The sequence below is a fragment of the Psychromonas sp. SR45-3 genome, assembly GCF_014163575.1.
Taxonomy (GTDB): domain Bacteria; phylum Pseudomonadota; class Gammaproteobacteria; order Enterobacterales; family Psychromonadaceae; genus Psychromonas; species Psychromonas arctica.
Genome location: NZ_JACJDP010000035.1, coordinates 24387 through 43015, shown reverse-complemented (window position 1 = coordinate 43015; position 18629 = coordinate 24387). Strand labels below are relative to the sequence as shown.

Genomic DNA, 18629 nt, shown 5'->3' with positions numbered 1-18629 from the left:
TAGTAAAGTAGTTTAGTAACAATTAATCAATATCAATTATTTAGTAACAAAAAAATTAACAAGGATATAAAATGCAAATAGCTAAAAACAGTGTCGTTGAATTCCATTATCGCTTAACAGAAGGTAATGAATTATTAGAAGACAGTAATGGTAATGATCCGCTTATTTATTTACACGGCGGCGGTGGTCTATTTGAAAAAATGGAGCAAGCCTTTGTAGATAAAACAGTTGGTGAAAAATTTGAAGTAACCTTATCTCCTGAAGAGTCTTATGGTGAACGTCGTGAAGGTGCGTTACAACGCATTCCGATTAAACACTTACAAGGTGCAAAGAAATGGACTGCTGGTATGACTGCTGTGGTTGAATCTAACCAGGGTAAACAAGAAGTCACCATCGTTAAAGTAGGACGTTTTAATGCAGATTGCGACTTGAACCATCCCTTTGCCGGTAAAACTTTAACATTTGCCATTGAAGTAGTCAGCGTACGTGCGGCAACTGAAGATGAGTTATCACACGGCCATGCACATGCAAAAGGAGGTTGCGGTCATTAGACCATAAAGCGCAAATAAATTTACACATTTGATTGTTATTTGTGTGCGTTTTTACGAATTTCGCCTGTGTTTATAGTGGTGCCGTTGCCATGCTTCATTGCATGTTCACAGGCGTTTTAATTTCAAATTAAGCACCTATTATTTGAACCGAAGGAATCCCTAAAATGAAACGTGTTTCATTATATACGATGGCAAATTGTCCTCATTGTAAAACAGCTAAACAATATCTTGAGCAACAAAAAATAAACTTTAGATTAGTTGATGTTAAAAGTGCTGCTGGCCAAAAAGAGTTTGCAAAAACCGGATACCGAGGTGTACCTGTATTGAAAATAGGCGACCAGTTCTTGAATGGTTTTAGTGTTAAAGGTTTTCTTAATTTATACAACAATGATTAAATTATACAATCGGGCAATGCCTACCTAGCAGGTTAATCGTTTGAGACCGGCAGTGTTTTATTTTTGAGGGCTGATTGGATGTCAGCTGCCCCTGTTCGTTGATATAAAACGTTTACTTTGTGTCACTAGCCTCTATTATTTTGCATACTCTAATTAACTCGTTTTAACCTTCCTATCAATTTACTGCTTTTGATTTTTGTTCATATCCATTTTATCAATCTGTATACAATTTTATTAGTAATGTCATGTTGCACAACAATAAATTCGATTTGTACTTGTTATCAATCATCAATCATCAATCATCAATCATAAATTATCAGTTACAAGTTGCTGGTTGTTAGCTAGCTTTTGAAAATGCTTAACAACCGCTCATTTTATTGCTAATAAATGACCACTTAATGACAGTCGTTCAAAAATATAATTTTTTTATTAGGTAATTCAACATTTCGCTTTTATATTTGGATTTTTAATATTACGCATTACAAGGAGTGAGTTATGAATCTAATTGAAACTGTTTTAATCCGACCGGCTGAAGTCATAACTTTACCCAATGAAATACAGCATCATGACCACGATCATCATCAATTAGTGATTGCATTAAATGGTAACTCTGAATTTAGCATAGAAGGTATGCAGAATATTATTATACCAGGGCAGGGATGTGTGGTGACTGCCTCATCTGATCATGCTTTTAATGGTTTAGGCTTTGCCGAGATATTAACACTAAATTTACCCACTGAGTCTCAATTAGATAATTATACCGCTCAACATATTCAACCTTTGATTCATTCTAATCAATATTTTAAATTAGATACCCAGTTTCAAATACTATTACAGTTATTAGTAAAGGAGATGCGCCAAGCCCCTGATGATATATTGGTAGCAGAAGCATGTAAAAATACAATTATTGCTTTATTACAGCGTCATATTAAAACCGACCTAAGTAAAAAGAATCGCATTAATATAGAAGTGATTGATAATTTTATTATTCAACACATTACCACTAAGATCAGTGTCGCTCAGCTAGCCGGTTGTGTGTTCTTGGGAGAAAGTCAATTTCACTTATTATTTAAGCAACAAATGGGCATGACCCCGCATCAATACATCATGCAAGTGAGAATGAATCTTGCAAAACAGCTACTAGAAGACCGCTCTTTGACATTAGCGATGATCGCCAGTGCCAGTGGCTTTGCTAATCAAAGCAGTTTTACTCACACCTTCACTAAGTTTCAGGGAACTTCTCCTTCTCGGTACCGCTAATAATTCAACCATCGAAATAACGTCAACAACCTTTTTACTTCAAACTAATTAACTTCTCTACCTCAACGGATGCCTTTACTGGCTTAGAAGTAGGGAGGGGGGCTCTTGCAATTCTTTATAGTCAATCACCACTTCAAAAGTCATCAGGTTAAACCTGACCTTAATGTTCGAGCTAAGAACATATAACTATAGCAGAGGGCATAAATGCTATTTATAGCTAAAATCCGCGCATAATTAATCATTTTTTATAAAGCTGGATTATAATTTTCCATGACTCAGGTCACAAAAAAAAATCGATCGTACTTTTTGACATATAAATCGTAGTTTTAGGTAAGAACTTAAAAACTTTTACCAATACTATCCGTGCTTAGTTACATTTGCATAACATAACATTAACAGGTGTTATGACTTTTAGGAGAGTTGGGTATGTCATCATTTATTGCAACGGATGTGTTGCACAAAGATTTTATAAATACAGAGCTAGCAACGCTTTGGGCGCATATTTCACCATTGTATATGGCTGATGAGTCTGCTTGTTTAAAGCAATTAATACCACTTGCTACGCCATCTAAAGATGAATCAAATACGATGGCAGATTATGCGACGGATTTGATTAAGCGTGTGCGTAAAGATAAAAATGCTGTGCAGATGATTGATGCATTATTACTAGAATACAGTTTAGATACCAAAGAAGGTATTTTATTAATGTGTTTAGCTGAAGCATTAATGCGTATTCCTGATGCAGCAACTGCAGATGCCTTAATTAAAGATAAACTCAGTGTTGCTGACTGGAAATCTCATCTTAAAAAATCAGATTCTATTTTTGTAAATGCCTCAACTTGGGGTCTTTTATTAACGGGTAAAATTGTTAATTTAAAGAAAACGAGAACCAATAGTACAACCAATGTTGTTAATAGCTTGGTTAATAAAATGTCTGAGCCTGTTATTCGTAAAGCCATGCATCAAGCGATGAAAATAATGGGGCACCAGTTTGTATTGGGCCGCAATATCGATGAAGCACAAAAGAACGGTAAAGGGTTTACTAACAAAGGCTGCAGTTATTCCTTTGATATGCTTGGTGAATCAGCGCTAACTGCCAGTGATGCCAAAAAATATTACGCTGCATATTTAACCGCTATAGAGTCAGTAGGCAGCAAGTCTATTAATAAAAATCAGGCTAATAATGCCGCGACGGTATCGATTAAATTATCTGCGTTACATCCTCGTTATGAGCCAGCTAACAAACAACGCGTGATGACTGAAATGTTTGACTCGGTGTTATCTTTAATAGAAAGAGCGCGTGCTTTAAATGTTGGCTTAACGATTGATGCAGAGGAAGCGGATCGTCTTGAGCTTTCATTGGCATTATTTGAAAAATTATACCGAGATCCAAAGACGCAAGGCTGGGGTAAGTTCGGTATTGTGGTGCAAGCTTACAGTAAACGTGCTTTACCTGTTTTAGTTTGGTTGGCTGCATTAGCTAAATCCCAAGGTGATGTTATTCCTTTACGCTTAGTGAAAGGGGCATACTGGGATAGTGAAATAAAATTATCTCAACAAAATGGTTACCCGGCTTATCCTGTCTATACGCGTAAAGAAGCAACTGATGTTTCTTATTTAGCCTGTGCACGTTTTCTTTTATGCGAACATGTTAAGGGCCTTATTTACCCGCAATTTGCTAGCCATAATGCACACACGATAGCCGCTATCAATTCGATGTCGACTCACAAAGAGTTTGAGTTTCAAAGATTACACGGCATGGGAGATGCGTTATATAACCATGTAATGACCATGTCTAATAGTAATGTACGTATCTATGCCCCAGTAGGGAGCCACAAAGATCTATTACCTTATTTGGTGAGACGTTTATTAGAAAATGGCGCAAACAGTTCATTTGTACATCGTTTAGTTGACGCTGATTGTCCTATTGCTGAACTTATTGAGCATCCTGTTGAAACATTATTGAAGCGTCAATCATTGCATAATAGTTTAATTGAATTACCGCCTGCTATTTTCCCTGATCGTAAAAACTCGTTCAGTGTAAATATTGACATAGAAAGCGAAGCACTTCCTTTTGAGAAAAAAGTGGAAGCATTCACAGGCCATTTTTGGAAAATGGGGCCGATTGTTGATGGGACTCATTACAATGATGTTACTGAGAAAACAGACGTTTACCAATGTACAGCTCCCTACGACCGTACGATTAGTGTTGGGTCTGTTGTGTTTTCTGAAACCCAGATGATTGAACAAGCACTAACAACTGCACATCAATATTTCCCTGAGTGGACTAATACCGAAGTACAGCAACGTGCTCAGTACTTGTATAAACTTGCTGACTTACTTGAATCGAATATGCCTGAGTTAATTGCTTTATGTCACCATGAAGCAGGTAAAACAATTCATGACTGTATCGATGAAGTACGAGAAGCAGTAGATTTTTGTCGTTATTATGCTCAACAAGCCGTTGATAACTTCTCGAATGCTGAAACAGATGTCAGCTTTGATGGCATTACGCAACAAATTCGCCATCAAGGTAAAGGTGTGTTTGTTTGCATCAGCCCTTGGAACTTCCCGTTAGCTATCTTCCTCGGTCAAATTGGTGCCGCGTTAGTGGCTGGTAATACAGTGATTGCAAAGCCTGCAGAACAAACTTCGTTAATTGCTGTACGCACTGTTTTATTGATGCTTGAAGCTGGATTCCCTAGCCAAAGTATCCAATTATTAACCGGTAATGGTGCCCAAATTGGTTCTGCGCTAACCGCTGATCATCGTATCGCTGGTGTTGTATTCACTGGCTCTACGGGGACTGCGCAAGTGATTAACCGCAATCTAGCTAAACGCCCATTATTACCGGCTACCTTTGTAGCAGAGACGGGTGGTCAGAATGCAATGATTGTTGATAGTACTGCATTACCAGAGCAAGTTGCTCGTGACGTTGTTCGTTCAGCTTTTGCTTCTGCAGGACAACGTTGTTCGGCATTAAGGGTGTTATTTATTCAACAAGATGTTGCAGAACGTGTTATTGAATTAATTAAGGGAGCAATGCAAGAACTTGCCGTTGGTTTACCTTATCTTCATAGCACCGATGTGGGACCTGTTATTGATAAAACAGCAAAAGACAAACTCAACGCGCATCTTAAAAAAATGACCGCTGAACATAAGTTATTAGCACAAGTGGCTTTAAATGACAGTTGTGCAAAAGGTGACTTCATTTCACCTACAGCGATCGAGATTGATAATCTTGGACAATTAAGTGAAGAACAGTTTGGGCCGATCTTACATGTGATCCGTTTCAAAGCGGCTGAATTAGATAACGTGATTGAACAGATTAATAACACTGGTTTTGGTTTGACGATGGGTGTGCATAGCCGAAATGAAAGAGCTTATACACATATCGCAGAAATGAGCCGAGTGGGTAACTGTTATATCAACCGCGATCAAGTAGGAGCCGTAGTAGGTGTACAACCTTTTGGTGGCCAAGGTCTATCTGGTACTGGCCCTAAAGCAGGTGGTCCACGTTATTTACATCGTTTTACTCAACAAATCGTAAGTTCATGTTAGGAGAAAGTACCATGTCAGAATCAGTAACTGTAATGATCAAGCAAGCAAAAAAATCATGGTTAACATGGAATGATATCAATATACATCAACGCATAGGGATCACTGCCCAGTGGGGCGAGCGTTTAAAAGATAATCCAAATATTGGCGACACGCCGGCACACGTGATTGAATTTCATAATCGCCAAGCTGTTTCGTTAATTGCAGAATCGCAAATGATGCCAGGGCCAACGGGGGAGAGCAATATACTGAGCACCTCTGGTCGGGGCATATTTTTGATGATGATGGAACAGGACTCCTCCGTTCCAGCATTAGTGGGGCTATTAAACTGTGCATTAATTGCAGGTAATAGTGTTTTATTACTATCTAACTCTAATAATAAGGAAATTGTCGCGAGTTTACAGCAAGCTTGTTCATTATCTGGTGTTGAAATGCCAGTGTTCATCGTAAACGAGAAGGAAGCATTACAGGCTATCATTTCAGACCCTAATATTGCCGGTGTTTGCTATGTAGGTAATGAGGCACAGGCAATTAGTTTGAATCAAGCGTTAGCAGCTCGAACAGGACAAATTGCTCAATTAATTGCAGAAACGGATTTAGCACTGTTACCAACAGTACGAGATCAACATTTAGTATTACGCTTTATTACCGAAAAAACGTTGTCGACAAATGTCACTGCGGTAGGTGGTAACGCTACTTTATTAGCTTTAGGTTGCGGTGAGCAATGAGAGCATTAATGATCAAAAACGGAGTGATCTATGATAGAAAATAATTTTACTATAATAGCAACATTTATGGTGTACCTCGTCATGATGTTAGCTATTGGTATTTATGCTTATAAGCGTACCTCTGATGCGAAGGACTACTTCCTAGGTGGACGCCGCCTAGGACCATGGCCAGCAGCATTATCTGCAGGTGCATCGGATATGAGTGGGTGGTTGTTGTTAGGTTTGCCAGGTTATGCCTATGCTGCTGGTTTAGAATCATTATGGCTGGCAGGCGGTTTATTAGCTGGGACGTGGTTGAACTGGTTGATCGTGGCTAAGCGTTTACGTACTTATAGTATTACCGCTAACGATTCTTTAACTTTACCAGCGTTCTTATCACGTCGTTTTGCTGATAAGTCAAAAATAGTGCAAAGTTTAGCGGCTTTCTTTATCCTTATGTTCTTCCTTTTCTATACTAGTTCAGGTTTAGTGGCCGGTGGTAAATTATTCGAAACAGTATTCTCTATGGATTATACGGTTGCGGTCATTATCGGTACTGTCTGTGTCGTTTCATATACGTTATTTGGTGGATTTTTAGCGGTAGCATGGACTGACTTAGTGCAAGGTTTATTAATGTCAGCGGCATTATTAATTGTGCCAATTGCAGCTATGAACGGTGGGGTGGATCAATTATCTGCTGACTTGTATGCAATTAACCCAGAGCTGTTATCTATTTGGAATGGTGTCGATGGTGAGCCTTTATCTTGGATTGCAATTGTATCCTTGGTTGCATGGGGATTAGGGTATTTTGGACAGCCTCATATCTTAGCGCGTTTTAAAGCAACACGTAGTAATAAAGACTTAACCACTGCACGTCGTATCGCTGTGATATGGACTGCATTATCAATGACAGGTGCGGTATTAGTTGGTTTAGTGGGTATGTTGTATATGAACAACTCATTAACTGGCGGCCTTGAAGATGGCGAAAAAATATTCATGGTATTAGTGAACACTATCTTCCATCCTGTTATCGCTGGTATTTTATTAGCGGCTATTTTAGCAGCTATTATGAGTACTGCTGATTCACAATTATTAGTTTCTTCGTCTGCTTTAGCTGAAGATTTCTACAAACAACTGATCAAACCTAATGCAACGTCGAGTGAAATTGTAATGGTAGGTCGTTTAGGTGTTGTGTTTATTTCATTACTTGCTTTGTATCTCGCAATGTCGCCTGATAGCTCTGTATTAGGCCTTGTTTCTTATGCTTGGGCTGGATTCGGTGCTGCATTTGGACCGGTACTTATCTTAAGCTTATATTGGAAACGTATGAACCGAAGTGGTGCTATCGCAGGTATGTTAGTGGGGGGGATTACAATTGTTCTTTGGAAACAGTTATCTGGTGGTATATTCGATTTATACGAAATTGTACCAGGGGTGATTTTTGCTACTATCTCTATCGTAGCAGTGAGTTTATTCACTGATGAACCATCAGCTGAAGTAATGGCTCAATTCGATAAATATGAAAGGCAATTAAAAACACTTGATTAATTAAGGGTCAAACCCTAGACGATTAAGTGACTATTCATTCGTTATTAAAATGCCACTATTGAGTGGCATTTTTTATGCAAAAAATGTGCTCGACTAATTGATAGCAAACCCATTAATTATGTGAGCAAATATTACGCAGGAAAAATGCATCATTTCAACCAACAAGGTTGATCAGTTAGTTAACGGAGTTAGTATTAGATCACAGGTATAAAAAAACCACACAGAGTGTGGTTTAATCGATTTTATCAGAGTCTGTAACTGTTAATAACTACTCTGGCAAAACTGCATTATGATATACGTTTTGTACATCGTCACAATCTTCTAACATCTCGATAAATTTCTCGAATTTCTCGACATGTTCTTCTGTTATCTCAGTATCTGTTTGCGGTACGTAAGTGATCTCTTCAACTTCAAGCTCTACATCTGGGTAACTCGCATGCAATGCGATTTTAGCGTTGTTAAACTCTGTGTGAGGGCAGAACACGGAAATCTTTCCATCTTCACTGACTACGTCAACGACATCTACATCAGCCATCATAAGGTCTTCTAAAACGGCTTCATCATCTTCACCTGCAAATACAAATACAGCTTGATGTTCAAACATATGTGCAACTGTGCCGGGTGAACCAATTTTAGCACCTGTTTTATTAAAACAGTTACGTACATCAGTCCATGTGCGGTTACCGTTATCAGTTAAACAGTCTACAATGACAGAGCAACCTCCGGGGCCAAAACCTTCATAACTAGCACGTTCGTAATCTTCACCGCCACCACCTTTTGCTTTCTCAATAGCACGTTCAATAACGTGAGCAGGTACTTGGTCTTTTTTAGCGCTGTCGATCAAACGACGAAGTGTTAGATTACCCTCTGGATCAAAGCCGCCATTTTTAGCGGCTACATAAAGCTCTTTACCGTATTTAGAATAAACTTTAGTTTTAGCGCCTGCAGTTTTAGCCATAGACTCTTTTTTGTTTTGATATGCTCTTCCCATCTGAATGCTCTCTTTTTTCTTAAAATGATTGTCTGGAAAAATAATGGCAAGAATTTTAGCCTGTAATTGCTTACGGTGCTAGAGGGGGAACGCTAAATTTAAGGGATTAAAGAATGATATTGTTAATTTTGTATGTTTATAAGCATAATATGACTATAAATATATGTTCCGGTTGATAGGAAATAAATTCTAGCTAGCTTCATAAGGTGATATGCGTAAGTTTTTATCAAATAATGAGACCGTGCTTGGCCCATATTCTTCATTACTACACCAAGTTTGATTTCCAAATGACACCGTGGTATCACTAAATAGCTTTCTAGTTGCTGTAATAAAACAGGAGTTGTAACTTGCCTCGATGTCGGATTTAGTTATTGCCATCTCATTTTGAATTCGATCGCTCGCATCTCGATACTGCTGTTTTTCTAGCATAATTTGACGCTTTGCTTTTTTACGTTCAGCGATGTTCAATATCGCATCTGCTTTTTTATCTGCCTGTTTAAATTTATCTAAAAAATTATTTACTAACTGTAAATCATGTAACTGAACGTCTTTCACTTTTTCTAAATTAGATACATCACCCTTCAATTCTATGATCGTTTTTGTGCTACCACTTGTACCTATTATTGCCGTTATTATGTTACTTTTTACTTTGGTGAGCCCACCAATAATCGACCCTTTTGTTAATGACTTATTATGTACTTTAATTGAACCATCACACTCAGTATCACAATGAATTAATTGAGTACTTAACAACAAATCTTTACCAATTTTGAGACGAGCATATTGCGCAAGAGTGCCTGTGAAATTACCTTGGCAATTGATTTCACAACTAAACTGTTCTTCTTCAGTATTTTTATGGTAACCAATAACAGTTTGCTGAACGGTTAAGTCACCACCACAGGTTATATGAGCAGAATCAACCCTTCCCATTACTGTTACATCACCTCGCACATTAACATTCATCCCTTTTTCTACATCGCCAGTGATCACTACGGTACCGTTATAATCAACATGACCTGTTTTGTTAGTGACTTCCTCTAATAGCAGTACATCATCAATACTAATAAAACCTTGTTTCTCGATTGGTACGCCGTATTTAGTCGCGATTAATTGCAGCGGGTCAGCTGGGTTAATTTGCACATTGTCATTTATGACAAAAGGATGATCTATGCCTTGTTGCTGTGGTACTGTTTCTGAGGTTACTGTTTTACCAGGCTCTCCTAAATAAACAGGTGTTTTTTGCATTAACACAGCACCCACGTCAACGGTGATAAACTCACCAAGGTTAAGCATATCAACCTTGCCATTTGGCAGAATAGTAGGAGCAGGTTTACGATGATTATCGGTGCTGACTAATTGTTTAAACTCAGCATCGATTCCGTCAATAGGAGGCAGGCCTTTAGCTATCTTTAATGTATATATTCTGCCAGGGTAGGAATGTCTGCAAATATCTAATAGTTGAATTATATACAGGGTAGATAGGCCGAACTTAATATCTAATTGCTCACAACGCTTTTTTATATCATCTAAGGTGATTGATTTACCCCCATAGGCGACCGTAATTCTGGCGTAAGCGCTCATTTTATCGTTATCTATATCTATATGTAATATGGCATCTACTTTATTGGCTATCGCAATAGGTGGGAAGTCGATACTTTGTTCTTGCTCACTTTCGCCTAATCCTTCACGCAACATAGTAAAAACGGCAATAGCTTTATTAACGCCATCAATATTGAGTTTATAGCGTGGCAGTGTAGGATTTTGTAATAGACGAACAATATCCTCAACAGAGATCACTGATTCAGTTTGAAAAATCTTTAATGTTAACTGTGAACTATCAGGAGACAACATTACATGTTGTACTGATAAAGATAGTGCCTCTGTCATCGTTTCGGCCATAAATACCCATTTAGAGATGTATATTAAGTGATAATATGAGTCTTATATCAACTCTAGTGTCAAATATCAACACATACCAAATGTCAACACATATCAACTTAAAGTCTATTTATTTAAAGTAACATAAATTTAAATATTGAGGCTTATATTTATGCTGATATTGTGAGTTTACATAATAAACTATGAACTACATGAAAGCGCAGAGCAGCCAAATTTATTAGTCGCCCAATCCGGGCGTTTTACTGCAAACTCTTGATACTGTTTCTGTTCTTGATAAGGTGCCTTTAATAATTCAGCCAAGGTTAACACCCTAGAATAATCTCCTTGTTCAGCGAGTTCTATCGCTTCTTGTACTTGAAAGTTACGCAAAATATAACAAGGGTTCACTTTATTCATGGCCTCTTTCCGTTGCTCGTCATTAACTTGTTGAGTGCTTAATCGTGTTTGATATTGGCTTAGCCACTCTGCAAGCTGTTCTAAATATTCAGGCGTAATTTCTTCTAATTGATAAAAACACGTCGCAAAATGGGTTAATAATACAGTTCGGTCTGTAATATATGTATGCTGAGAAAAAGTAGCAAGGTGACGATAAAATAACGTCATATCGGTATTAACCAAGGACATTACTTTTTCTAACGCTTTACACAATAGTAAATCCGTTTCATCCTGCTTGCTGTTTTTGGGGTTAGCTTCGAGACCCAGTTTTGCTTGCATCATTGCTAGCCATTTTTGTTGGTAGATATGATTGTAATCATTTAATAATTTCTGCAAAGGTTCTGCTTCATTAATTAAAGGGTAAATAGCATTACCTAATTGGAATAAATTCCACTGCCCAATATACCCCTGTTGTCCAAAGCGATAACGTTTCTCTGCTGCATCGGATGTATTAGGAGTCCAATTTAAGTCAAAATTATCAATCCAGCCATAGGGACCAAAATCAATAGTTTCACCAATTAAAGACATATTATCGGTGTTTAATACACCGTGTACAAAACCTACGCGCATCCATTCAACAATTAAATGAGCAGTGCGCTGAGAAATTTCTTGAAACCATTGCAAATAAACAGATTTATCAATTTCACCCGATGAAGGCAGCAGTTCTGGATAATCATTATTAATGCTAAATGCGACGGTTTGTTTTAATAAGGTCAAGTCACCACGAGTAGAGGGTAATTGAATCGAACCAAAACGTAAAAATGAAGGAGAAACGCGGGCAACGATTGCGCAGGGCTCATAGGCCGCCCTACCATCGTATAATTTGTCGCGTACGACTTCTTCACCGGTTAAGGTCAAGCTTAACGCTCTAGTAGTGGGAATGCCTAAATGGTACATAGCTTCAGAACATAAATATTCACGGATAGATGAGCGTAGTACTGCCATGCCATCGGCGCGACGAGAGTAGGGAGTTTGCCCCGCACCTTTAAGTTGTAACGTGACGTATTCTTTTCTTTCTGCACCATTATTAAACAATGAATATTGGCCTAAGTTAATCGCTCGGCCATCACCTAATTGCCCAGCCCATTGACCAAACTGATGTCCGCCGTAATTCATTGCATAAGGCTGCATAGTCGAGGGTAGGTTATTACCACTAATTAACTCTGAAAACTCAGTTGATTGTAATGCCGCGTCACTAAAGCCGAGTGTGTAAGCAAGTTCAGTATTACAGCATATAATTTTGGATAACTTAGTGGGGGTTGGGGTAACGTATGAGTATGCAGCATGTTCCACACTACGGCAGGTATTACTTAACTCAGTATCTGCAGGTAATTGTGAAACAAATACAGGATGTAGTGTCGGCAATAATGAACTCATTCAGTTTTCCTAACGGTAAAAAAAGAGGAGAACATATCGATGCTATTACAATACACACTTATTATTTACAGGGTCTGTAAACATCGATATGGTTATTCAGCATCATGTTTACTCAGGTAACATATTCAGCCAAATATTAAAGCGATTGTTATTTAACCGCCGCTATCACAGATATTTCAACTAACAATACATCTCTTGCCATACTCGCTTCAACACAGGCGCGTGCAGGTGCATGACCTTCAGGAACCCAAGCATCCCACACTTCGTTCATGCCAGCAAAATGTAACGCCATATCTTTAACGTAAATAGTGGCAGATAGCATATGTTCACGTGAACTACCTGATTCTTTTAATAGCTCATCTACCTTATCTAACATAGTTTGTGTTTGCTCTTTGATATCTTTAGTCGCATCAGCACAGACTTGACCACATAGGTATACAGTGCCGTTATGTTTTACTACACGACTCATGCGTTGTTTAGTTTGTTGACGTTCAATCATTGCTTTTCTCTCGTTACTGTTAGTTAATGAAATATTAAATAATTGTAACGTGTCAGTATTAAAAGGCGAGTTTTTTAGGTTATTTATACTTACCAGCACTGAAAATGCATTTCAAATAAATTTATGCAGTAAGGAAGTATACTAAAAATTAGACTCGTTAATGGAAGAGAGGCACTTCGGTGGGTGGATAGATGTTTTAAAGCATTGATACACGATTAATCAATGCTTTCCATGCAATTAGCGATGCCAGTTATGAAAGTTGGCATGTATATGGCCAACTTTTAATGAAGTCTTGACCATATACCGATATCATTTTTTGTAACTTTAAACTTAGACCAAGCCGTAAACGCGTTAACTGAGCATGAGCCAGACAAATTGGTGTGTTCGCCAGCCAACACAAGGTATTTTATTGTCTTTTTTCTATCTATTGCTAGTACTTCCCTTATCTCCCATTCTTTCCCTATTTTGCCATTGCTATAGCGTTGACCTAATTCAATCGTGTCCGGGTGAACGTTATCATATTCAGCATGTTGCTTGGCTTTTTCAAAGATTTCATTCCAACCTTCATCGGTCATATCGATAAATGATCCATGTTCAGTTACCGCTTTCATAAAATCTTCAACGGTAACTTCATTGGTTCGGGCACCCGGTGAAATAGTGGTAGTTAGGTTGTACTTGTAATATAAATGAGACGGATAACGACGCCAGTGAAAGGGATAGTTGAAAGCAATAGCCACTGAAATGATGATTAAGCAGTTTAATAATGTTGGAATCAGTAAGTAGCTATAACCTAATTGGTGGATCGTATCACCACCTAAAACGGCCCCCAATGCAGTGGCTCCACCTGGCGGATGTACACACCTCAACAATGACATCGCCATGATCGAGATTGATACAGACAAAGCCGCAGCGGTTGCTAGATCTTGACCTAAATATTGATAACAAGTCACTCCGATAAACGCACTAATGAGATTACCGGCAATCACTTGCCAAGGCTGAGATAAGGCACCATGAGGCACAACAAACACAAGAACTGAAGTGGCTGCAATAGGGATTAATATATAAATATTGGCATGCACATTAAAGTAACTTAATACATCTTTGGAGATATAAATAATACAAAGTGTCGCTAATAAAGCAGTGAATGATGAAACAATGATCTCCTTAAAAGTGGGGCCTATTGTCGGGATACCTAAAAATAATTTTATCTCTTTGGTAAATGCGCTATTTATCATTCAGTAAAACCCACCGCGTTGTATTGAGTGTTACAGTCATTTCCTAATCTAAATCGATAAAACAAGCAGAAAGTGACCTTACGATTAACCAGTTGGACGATTGTTAGCGCTGTCTTGATCAAATAGATAAAAATGCTTGTTGTGCCGCTTATAGAAACCCCGAATAACGTGAATAGATGAATAAGATTCGACGACTTAACAATATTAAAAGGATTAATATAATTCTCCTGAAATAAATCGATGATTTAAGTGTGCACTATTATTGGTCGTGAGCACTTCTTTGGTGCGTTAGGATATAGGAAATGAATGAATCATGTATAATGAATAATATATCGATTTATTATTCAATATTTTCATATAAAGGTGGGTGTAGTGGATTATATATTAGCCAAAACGTTTCTGACTATTTGCGACTTGAACACTTTTGGTGCAGCCGCTGTTGAGCTGAATGTCACACAAACAACAGTAACAGCGCGTATAAAGTCGTTAGAGAAAAGCTTACAATGTGCTTTATTTACGCGTAACAAAAGTGGGGCATCATTAACTAAAAATGGTGCGCATTTCAAATCTTACGCCACCCAAATTGTGCAAACATGGGACGCTGCAAAACGAGATTTACCCTTACCGGAAACCGTCAAAGGCAGCTTAGCGATAGGCGTAGACTTAACGTTATGGAACCCCATAGCTGCAACACTCATTTCTCATTTAAACGAAACATCTTCAGAGTTGGTAATAACCATTGAGGTGGGTGATAACAAGCAAATGTGTGAAAAAGTACGCGCTGGTGGGTTAGATATTGCGCTTGTACATCAACCAGAATATAGCGCACCTATTGTGGTAGAGCATTTGTTAGATGAAAAGCTAGTCAGGGTTCAATCCGTCAATAAACCTTTCCCATATCTCTTTGTAGACTGGGGTGACAAGTTCAAAAAATTACACGATTCTGCTTTACCAGAGTTAGCTAGAAGCAATATTTCGATTAGTTTGGGGCCTGTGGCTTTGCAAGTGATGCTCAAAAGTGGAGGTAGCGGCTATTTTCGTACAAGGGTCATTAACAGATATATAAAGCAAGGCATCTTAGAATTGACACCAGACTCTCCGCAGTTTTCTTATCCTGTGTATCTGATTCGATACGCTCAAAAAGAGTTAAATATTGCAAACTTAAAGCAACACCTGATTAAAGTGTTAGAAAGTGAAGATGACTGGTTTTAATTACTATCCCTAGTATTTAAGTGAGCTGTAATTATTCAATTTATTGGTTTTTAAAACCGATAAATTGTAATTTTTTAAGTTGAATTATCTTTATAAGTTCATACATTGAGTTTTTATCACTATTAAGCTGTTTTTTTGTTAAGTGTTCTTCAATGCACTTTTATTCACAACATGGCATTAAAGAGTAGTGAGTGTTGTTTACCTTATTGAAGGTAAATATCTATCAATGACTTCACTATTTAACTTAAACGTTGACTAATGTTTATCCAACATTTTCTTAACTCAGAATCACCTTAGTTAAAAAATGTTAGTTAAGAATACATTTGTTCATCATCCTTTTTTCAATCAACTCTTTAAGACATAGATTTTCAAAAAACTTTTCAAAACACTTTTGATACATTGGGAGCTTTTCTTTCAAACTATCGCGGATTACTCGTGTGGTGGGTATGTTCGAGAGTTTATTATGAAAAATAAAGCACAGCTCAGTGGTTATATCGCAGCGGCTCTTGTCATGCTGAGGTAGTGCAGAGGTACTGTTGCGAAACTCTGCAACTTTAAGAATAACTTGTAGATTTTCTAATAGTATATTCTCCAATATTTTTTGATAATGTTTCAAATCTTGTGCTGTTTAATGAGAATAAAACAAGGGCTATTATACTTCCCATCAAACATTCATTTAAACATAAGACAGACATTTAACGGGAACATATTATGAAAGCCATTGGATATACTAAATCATTACCTATTACCGACGTTGCATCTTTAACAGACATCGAGTTACCACAACCTATTGCATCAGGCCGCGACTTATTAATTAAAATCAAAGCGATTGCAGTTAATCCAGCTGATTATAAAGTGCGCTTAAATATGGCACCATCAGAAGGCGAACATAAAGTTATTGGTTGGGATGCAGTAGGCGAAGTCGTAGCAACTGGCGACAAAGTATCAAACTTTAAACCAGGTGACACTGTTTATTATGCAGGTGATATTACGCGTCAAGGTTGTAATGCTGAATACCAATTAGTTGATGAACGTCTTGTGGGTAACAAACCAAAAAGCTTATCAGATGCTGAAGCAGCGGCATTACCATTAACGGCGATCACCGCTTATGAAATATTGTTTGAACATCTTGCTATTAAACAACAAAACCCAGATTCAAAAGATGTTTCTAAAGAAGTTATTTTAGTGGTTGGTGCTGCGGGTGGTGTTGGCTCTATCTTAGTACAGTTAGCTAAAGCCATTACCGGCGCCACTGTTATTGCGACCGCATCACGTGCTAGTTCTTCTGATTGGGTTAAGAAATTAGGTGCTGATCATGTTGTTGACCATACCAAACCATTATTACCACAAATAGAAGCGTTAGGCCTTGGTTCAGTAACACATGTTGCTAGTTTAAATAGCACGGATAGTTACTTTGAAAGCTATACAGAGCTACTGGCACCTTTTGGTAAAATAGCGATGATTGATGATCCAAAAGCGTTGGATGTGACTAAGTTGAAGATGAAAAGTCTTTCACTACATTGGGAATTCATGTTTGCTCGTTCAATGTTTAATGCAGCAGATATGGATGAACAAAGTAAATTGCTAAACCGTGTAGCAGATTTGATTGACCAAGGTTATATCCAAACAACTTTGGGCCAACACTTAGGCGCGATTAATGCTGAGAACCTACGTTCAGCGCATGAGCTTTTAGAAACAGGTCGTTCAATTGGTAAGATTGTTTTAGAAGGTTTTTAAGCGATTTCTAAGCTGGCTATCTTAAAAAAGACTAAAAATTATTCTGTGCACCTTCATTGTTTGTGTCTAACAATGAAGGTGCACTTAATTTACTTATGAATCACATAGTTTAATCATGATACTAAAGTGGGAAGATAAAGTTGATTTGAACCTGCTTTCCCACTTTTTACTAAATCAGATTTTGTTTTTTGAATCTAAGATTTATTCACAGTATTGCTCTGTAAACAGTCATTTTATAACTTACCAATGGGATTTTAATTATGTTACTCGATACACCAATTTGTAATTTTGGCTGGAAAGCCACTGACTTTACATTAACAGATGCTTTTGGTGAGACGTTCACAATGAGCGAACAACTAGGAGAAAAAGGTTTATTAATTGTCTTCATTTGTAACCATTGCCCATACGTTCAGCGCATTGGCCATCGCCTAGCAGACGATGCAAAGTTACTGATTGCAGATGGTATTAATGTATTGGCCATTATGTCTAACGATTATGACAATGTAGCAGCTGATTCACCGCAGAATATGAAATTATTTTCTGAAAAATATGCTTTTACGTTTCCTTATTTAATCGATAAAGATCAGTCAATTGCTAAGCAATATCGTGCAGTATGTACGCCAGACTTCTTTGGGTTTAATAGCAAAGGTGAACTTCAATATCGAGGGCGACTAGACGATGCACGCATGGCTGACGCAGAAAATAGGGTACCTGAACTAATCAATGCAATGCGTTTGATAGCTAACACCGGCCAAGGCCCAGAACAGCAAACGCCGAGCATGGGTTGCTCAATAAAATGGCGAGCATAAGATTGCTCATTTGATAATGTATATTCTCTTTAACTTAATTGAATCTCGACAACGACAACTACAACGACAAACCAATCCAATAAGAGCCAATGATAGCTATCATTTTATATAAAGAAATAGCTATTATGTTAACTATAGAAGTAGGAATGCTTGTTTGATGCTTTCTTAGCTCTTTCTTGATACTAGCTGGTTAGAAAGAAAAAAACACATTCGCATGATGACGAGCAAATAGACGTTTTTTGGATTAAAGTTAATATAGTTTTGAATTCTATATATACAATCTTGGAGCGTTTATTCTGCATAGAATTTTAAGCACATATTTTCGTTGTGTAGTGGTCACTGTCAATACGAAAGCATTCTGTTTAATACGTCGTTGTAGCTCATTCTTATCTCGTATCATCTGGCTTTTTATACCT

General features: G+C 37.7%; 14 protein-coding genes. 9 read left to right on the top strand and 5 right to left on the bottom strand.

Annotated features, from left to right (window positions below; translation table 11 throughout):
* Window positions 1-71 precede the first annotated feature (71 nt).
* The 6 genes from H5084_RS15465 (at window position 72) to putP (ending at window position 8019) form a co-directional block, all read left to right on the top strand.
* Complete coding sequence (locus H5084_RS15465) at window positions 72-551, top strand: peptidylprolyl isomerase (protein WP_028867224.1); 480 nt, start codon at window positions 72-74, stop codon at window positions 549-551.
* Between the two features lie 164 nt (window positions 552-715).
* Window positions 716-946 carry a glutaredoxin family protein gene (locus tag H5084_RS15460; protein WP_028867225.1) on the top strand — a complete coding sequence of 77 codons (231 nt, stop codon included), beginning with the start codon at window positions 716-718 and terminating at the stop codon, window positions 944-946.
* A 495-nt stretch (window positions 947-1441) separates the two neighbouring features.
* Window positions 1442-2206 carry a helix-turn-helix domain-containing protein gene (locus H5084_RS15455; RefSeq protein ID WP_028867226.1) on the top strand — a complete coding sequence of 255 codons (765 nt, stop codon included), beginning with the start codon at window positions 1442-1444 and terminating at the stop codon, window positions 2204-2206.
* Window positions 2207-2632: 426 nt separating this feature from the next.
* Window positions 2633-5767, top strand: coding sequence for a bifunctional proline dehydrogenase/L-glutamate gamma-semialdehyde dehydrogenase PutA (gene putA, locus H5084_RS15450; RefSeq protein ID WP_182691321.1), 3135 nt, complete (start codon window positions 2633-2635; stop codon window positions 5765-5767).
* Window positions 5768-5778: 11 nt separating this feature from the next.
* On the top strand, window positions 5779-6492 hold the full coding sequence (locus H5084_RS15445; RefSeq protein ID WP_182691319.1) for a hypothetical protein: 714 nt from the start codon (window positions 5779-5781) through the stop codon (window positions 6490-6492).
* A 30-nt stretch (window positions 6493-6522) separates the two neighbouring features.
* On the top strand, window positions 6523-8019 hold the full coding sequence (gene putP, locus H5084_RS15440) for a sodium/proline symporter PutP (protein ID WP_182691317.1): 1497 nt from the start codon (window positions 6523-6525) through the stop codon (window positions 8017-8019).
* A gap of 268 nt (window positions 8020-8287) precedes the next feature.
* Here putP and H5084_RS15435 read toward each other — a convergent pair whose 3' ends face one another.
* The 5 genes from H5084_RS15435 to H5084_RS15415 all read right to left on the bottom strand — a co-directional run bounded on the left by H5084_RS15435 (window position 8288) and on the right by H5084_RS15415 (window position 14455).
* Complete coding sequence (locus tag H5084_RS15435; protein WP_028867230.1) at window positions 8288-9010, bottom strand: YebC/PmpR family DNA-binding transcriptional regulator; 723 nt, start codon at window positions 9008-9010, stop codon at window positions 8288-8290.
* Window positions 9011-9199: 189 nt separating this feature from the next.
* Window positions 9200-10909, bottom strand: a complete 1710-nt coding sequence (locus H5084_RS15430; protein WP_182691316.1) for a DUF342 domain-containing protein — start codon at window positions 10907-10909, stop codon at window positions 9200-9202.
* A 180-nt stretch (window positions 10910-11089) separates the two neighbouring features.
* Window positions 11090-12721: a YdiU family protein gene (locus H5084_RS15425; RefSeq protein WP_182691314.1), complete on the bottom strand. Its 1632-nt coding sequence runs from the start codon at window positions 12719-12721 to the stop codon at window positions 11090-11092.
* A 148-nt stretch (window positions 12722-12869) separates the two neighbouring features.
* Window positions 12870-13220, bottom strand: a complete 351-nt coding sequence (locus H5084_RS15420) for a RidA family protein (RefSeq protein ID WP_028867233.1) — start codon at window positions 13218-13220, stop codon at window positions 12870-12872.
* A 281-nt stretch (window positions 13221-13501) separates the two neighbouring features.
* Window positions 13502-14455, bottom strand: coding sequence for an HPP family protein (locus tag H5084_RS15415; RefSeq protein WP_028867234.1), 954 nt, complete (start codon window positions 14453-14455; stop codon window positions 13502-13504).
* A gap of 372 nt (window positions 14456-14827) precedes the next feature.
* On the opposite strand from H5084_RS15415, the gene H5084_RS15410 reads away from it, so the two are divergent.
* The 3 genes from H5084_RS15410 (at window position 14828) to H5084_RS15400 (ending at window position 18213) form a co-directional block, all read left to right on the top strand.
* The gene (locus tag H5084_RS15410; protein WP_182691312.1) at window positions 14828-15667 is read left to right on the top strand and encodes a LysR family transcriptional regulator; all 840 of its coding nucleotides are present in this window, start codon (window positions 14828-14830) and stop codon (window positions 15665-15667) included.
* Window positions 15668-16378: 711 nt separating this feature from the next.
* Window positions 16379-17404 carry a zinc-binding alcohol dehydrogenase family protein gene (locus tag H5084_RS15405; protein WP_182691310.1) on the top strand — a complete coding sequence of 342 codons (1026 nt, stop codon included), beginning with the start codon at window positions 16379-16381 and terminating at the stop codon, window positions 17402-17404.
* Window positions 17405-17664: 260 nt separating this feature from the next.
* A complete protein-coding gene (locus H5084_RS15400; protein ID WP_182691308.1) occupies window positions 17665-18213 on the top strand; it encodes a thioredoxin family protein in 549 nt (182 codons plus the stop codon).
* Window positions 18214-18629: the final 416 nt, after the last annotated feature.

Coding starts and splice junctions, on each gene's coding strand:
- H5084_RS15465 (WP_028867224.1), top strand. CDS start 72: ATGCAAATAGCTAAAAACAGTGTCGTTGAATTCCATTATCGCTTAACA.
- H5084_RS15460 (WP_028867225.1), top strand. CDS start 716: ATGAAACGTGTTTCATTATATACGATGGCAAATTGTCCTCATTGTAAA.
- H5084_RS15455 (WP_028867226.1), top strand. CDS start 1,442: ATGAATCTAATTGAAACTGTTTTAATCCGACCGGCTGAAGTCATAACT.
- putA (WP_182691321.1), top strand. CDS start 2,633: ATGTCATCATTTATTGCAACGGATGTGTTGCACAAAGATTTTATAAAT.
- H5084_RS15445 (WP_182691319.1), top strand. CDS start 5,779: ATGTCAGAATCAGTAACTGTAATGATCAAGCAAGCAAAAAAATCATGG.
- putP (WP_182691317.1), top strand. CDS start 6,523: ATGATAGAAAATAATTTTACTATAATAGCAACATTTATGGTGTACCTC.
- H5084_RS15435 (WP_028867230.1), bottom strand. CDS start 9,010: ATGGGAAGAGCATATCAAAACAAAAAAGAGTCTATGGCTAAAACTGCA.
- H5084_RS15430 (WP_182691316.1), bottom strand. CDS start 10,909: ATGGCCGAAACGATGACAGAGGCACTATCTTTATCAGTACAACATGTA.
- H5084_RS15425 (WP_182691314.1), bottom strand. CDS start 12,721: ATGAGTTCATTATTGCCGACACTACATCCTGTATTTGTTTCACAATTA.
- H5084_RS15420 (WP_028867233.1), bottom strand. CDS start 13,220: ATGATTGAACGTCAACAAACTAAACAACGCATGAGTCGTGTAGTAAAA.
- H5084_RS15415 (WP_028867234.1), bottom strand. CDS start 14,455: ATGATAAATAGCGCATTTACCAAAGAGATAAAATTATTTTTAGGTATC.
- H5084_RS15405 (WP_182691310.1), top strand. CDS start 16,379: ATGAAAGCCATTGGATATACTAAATCATTACCTATTACCGACGTTGCA.
- H5084_RS15400 (WP_182691308.1), top strand. CDS start 17,665: ATGTTACTCGATACACCAATTTGTAATTTTGGCTGGAAAGCCACTGAC.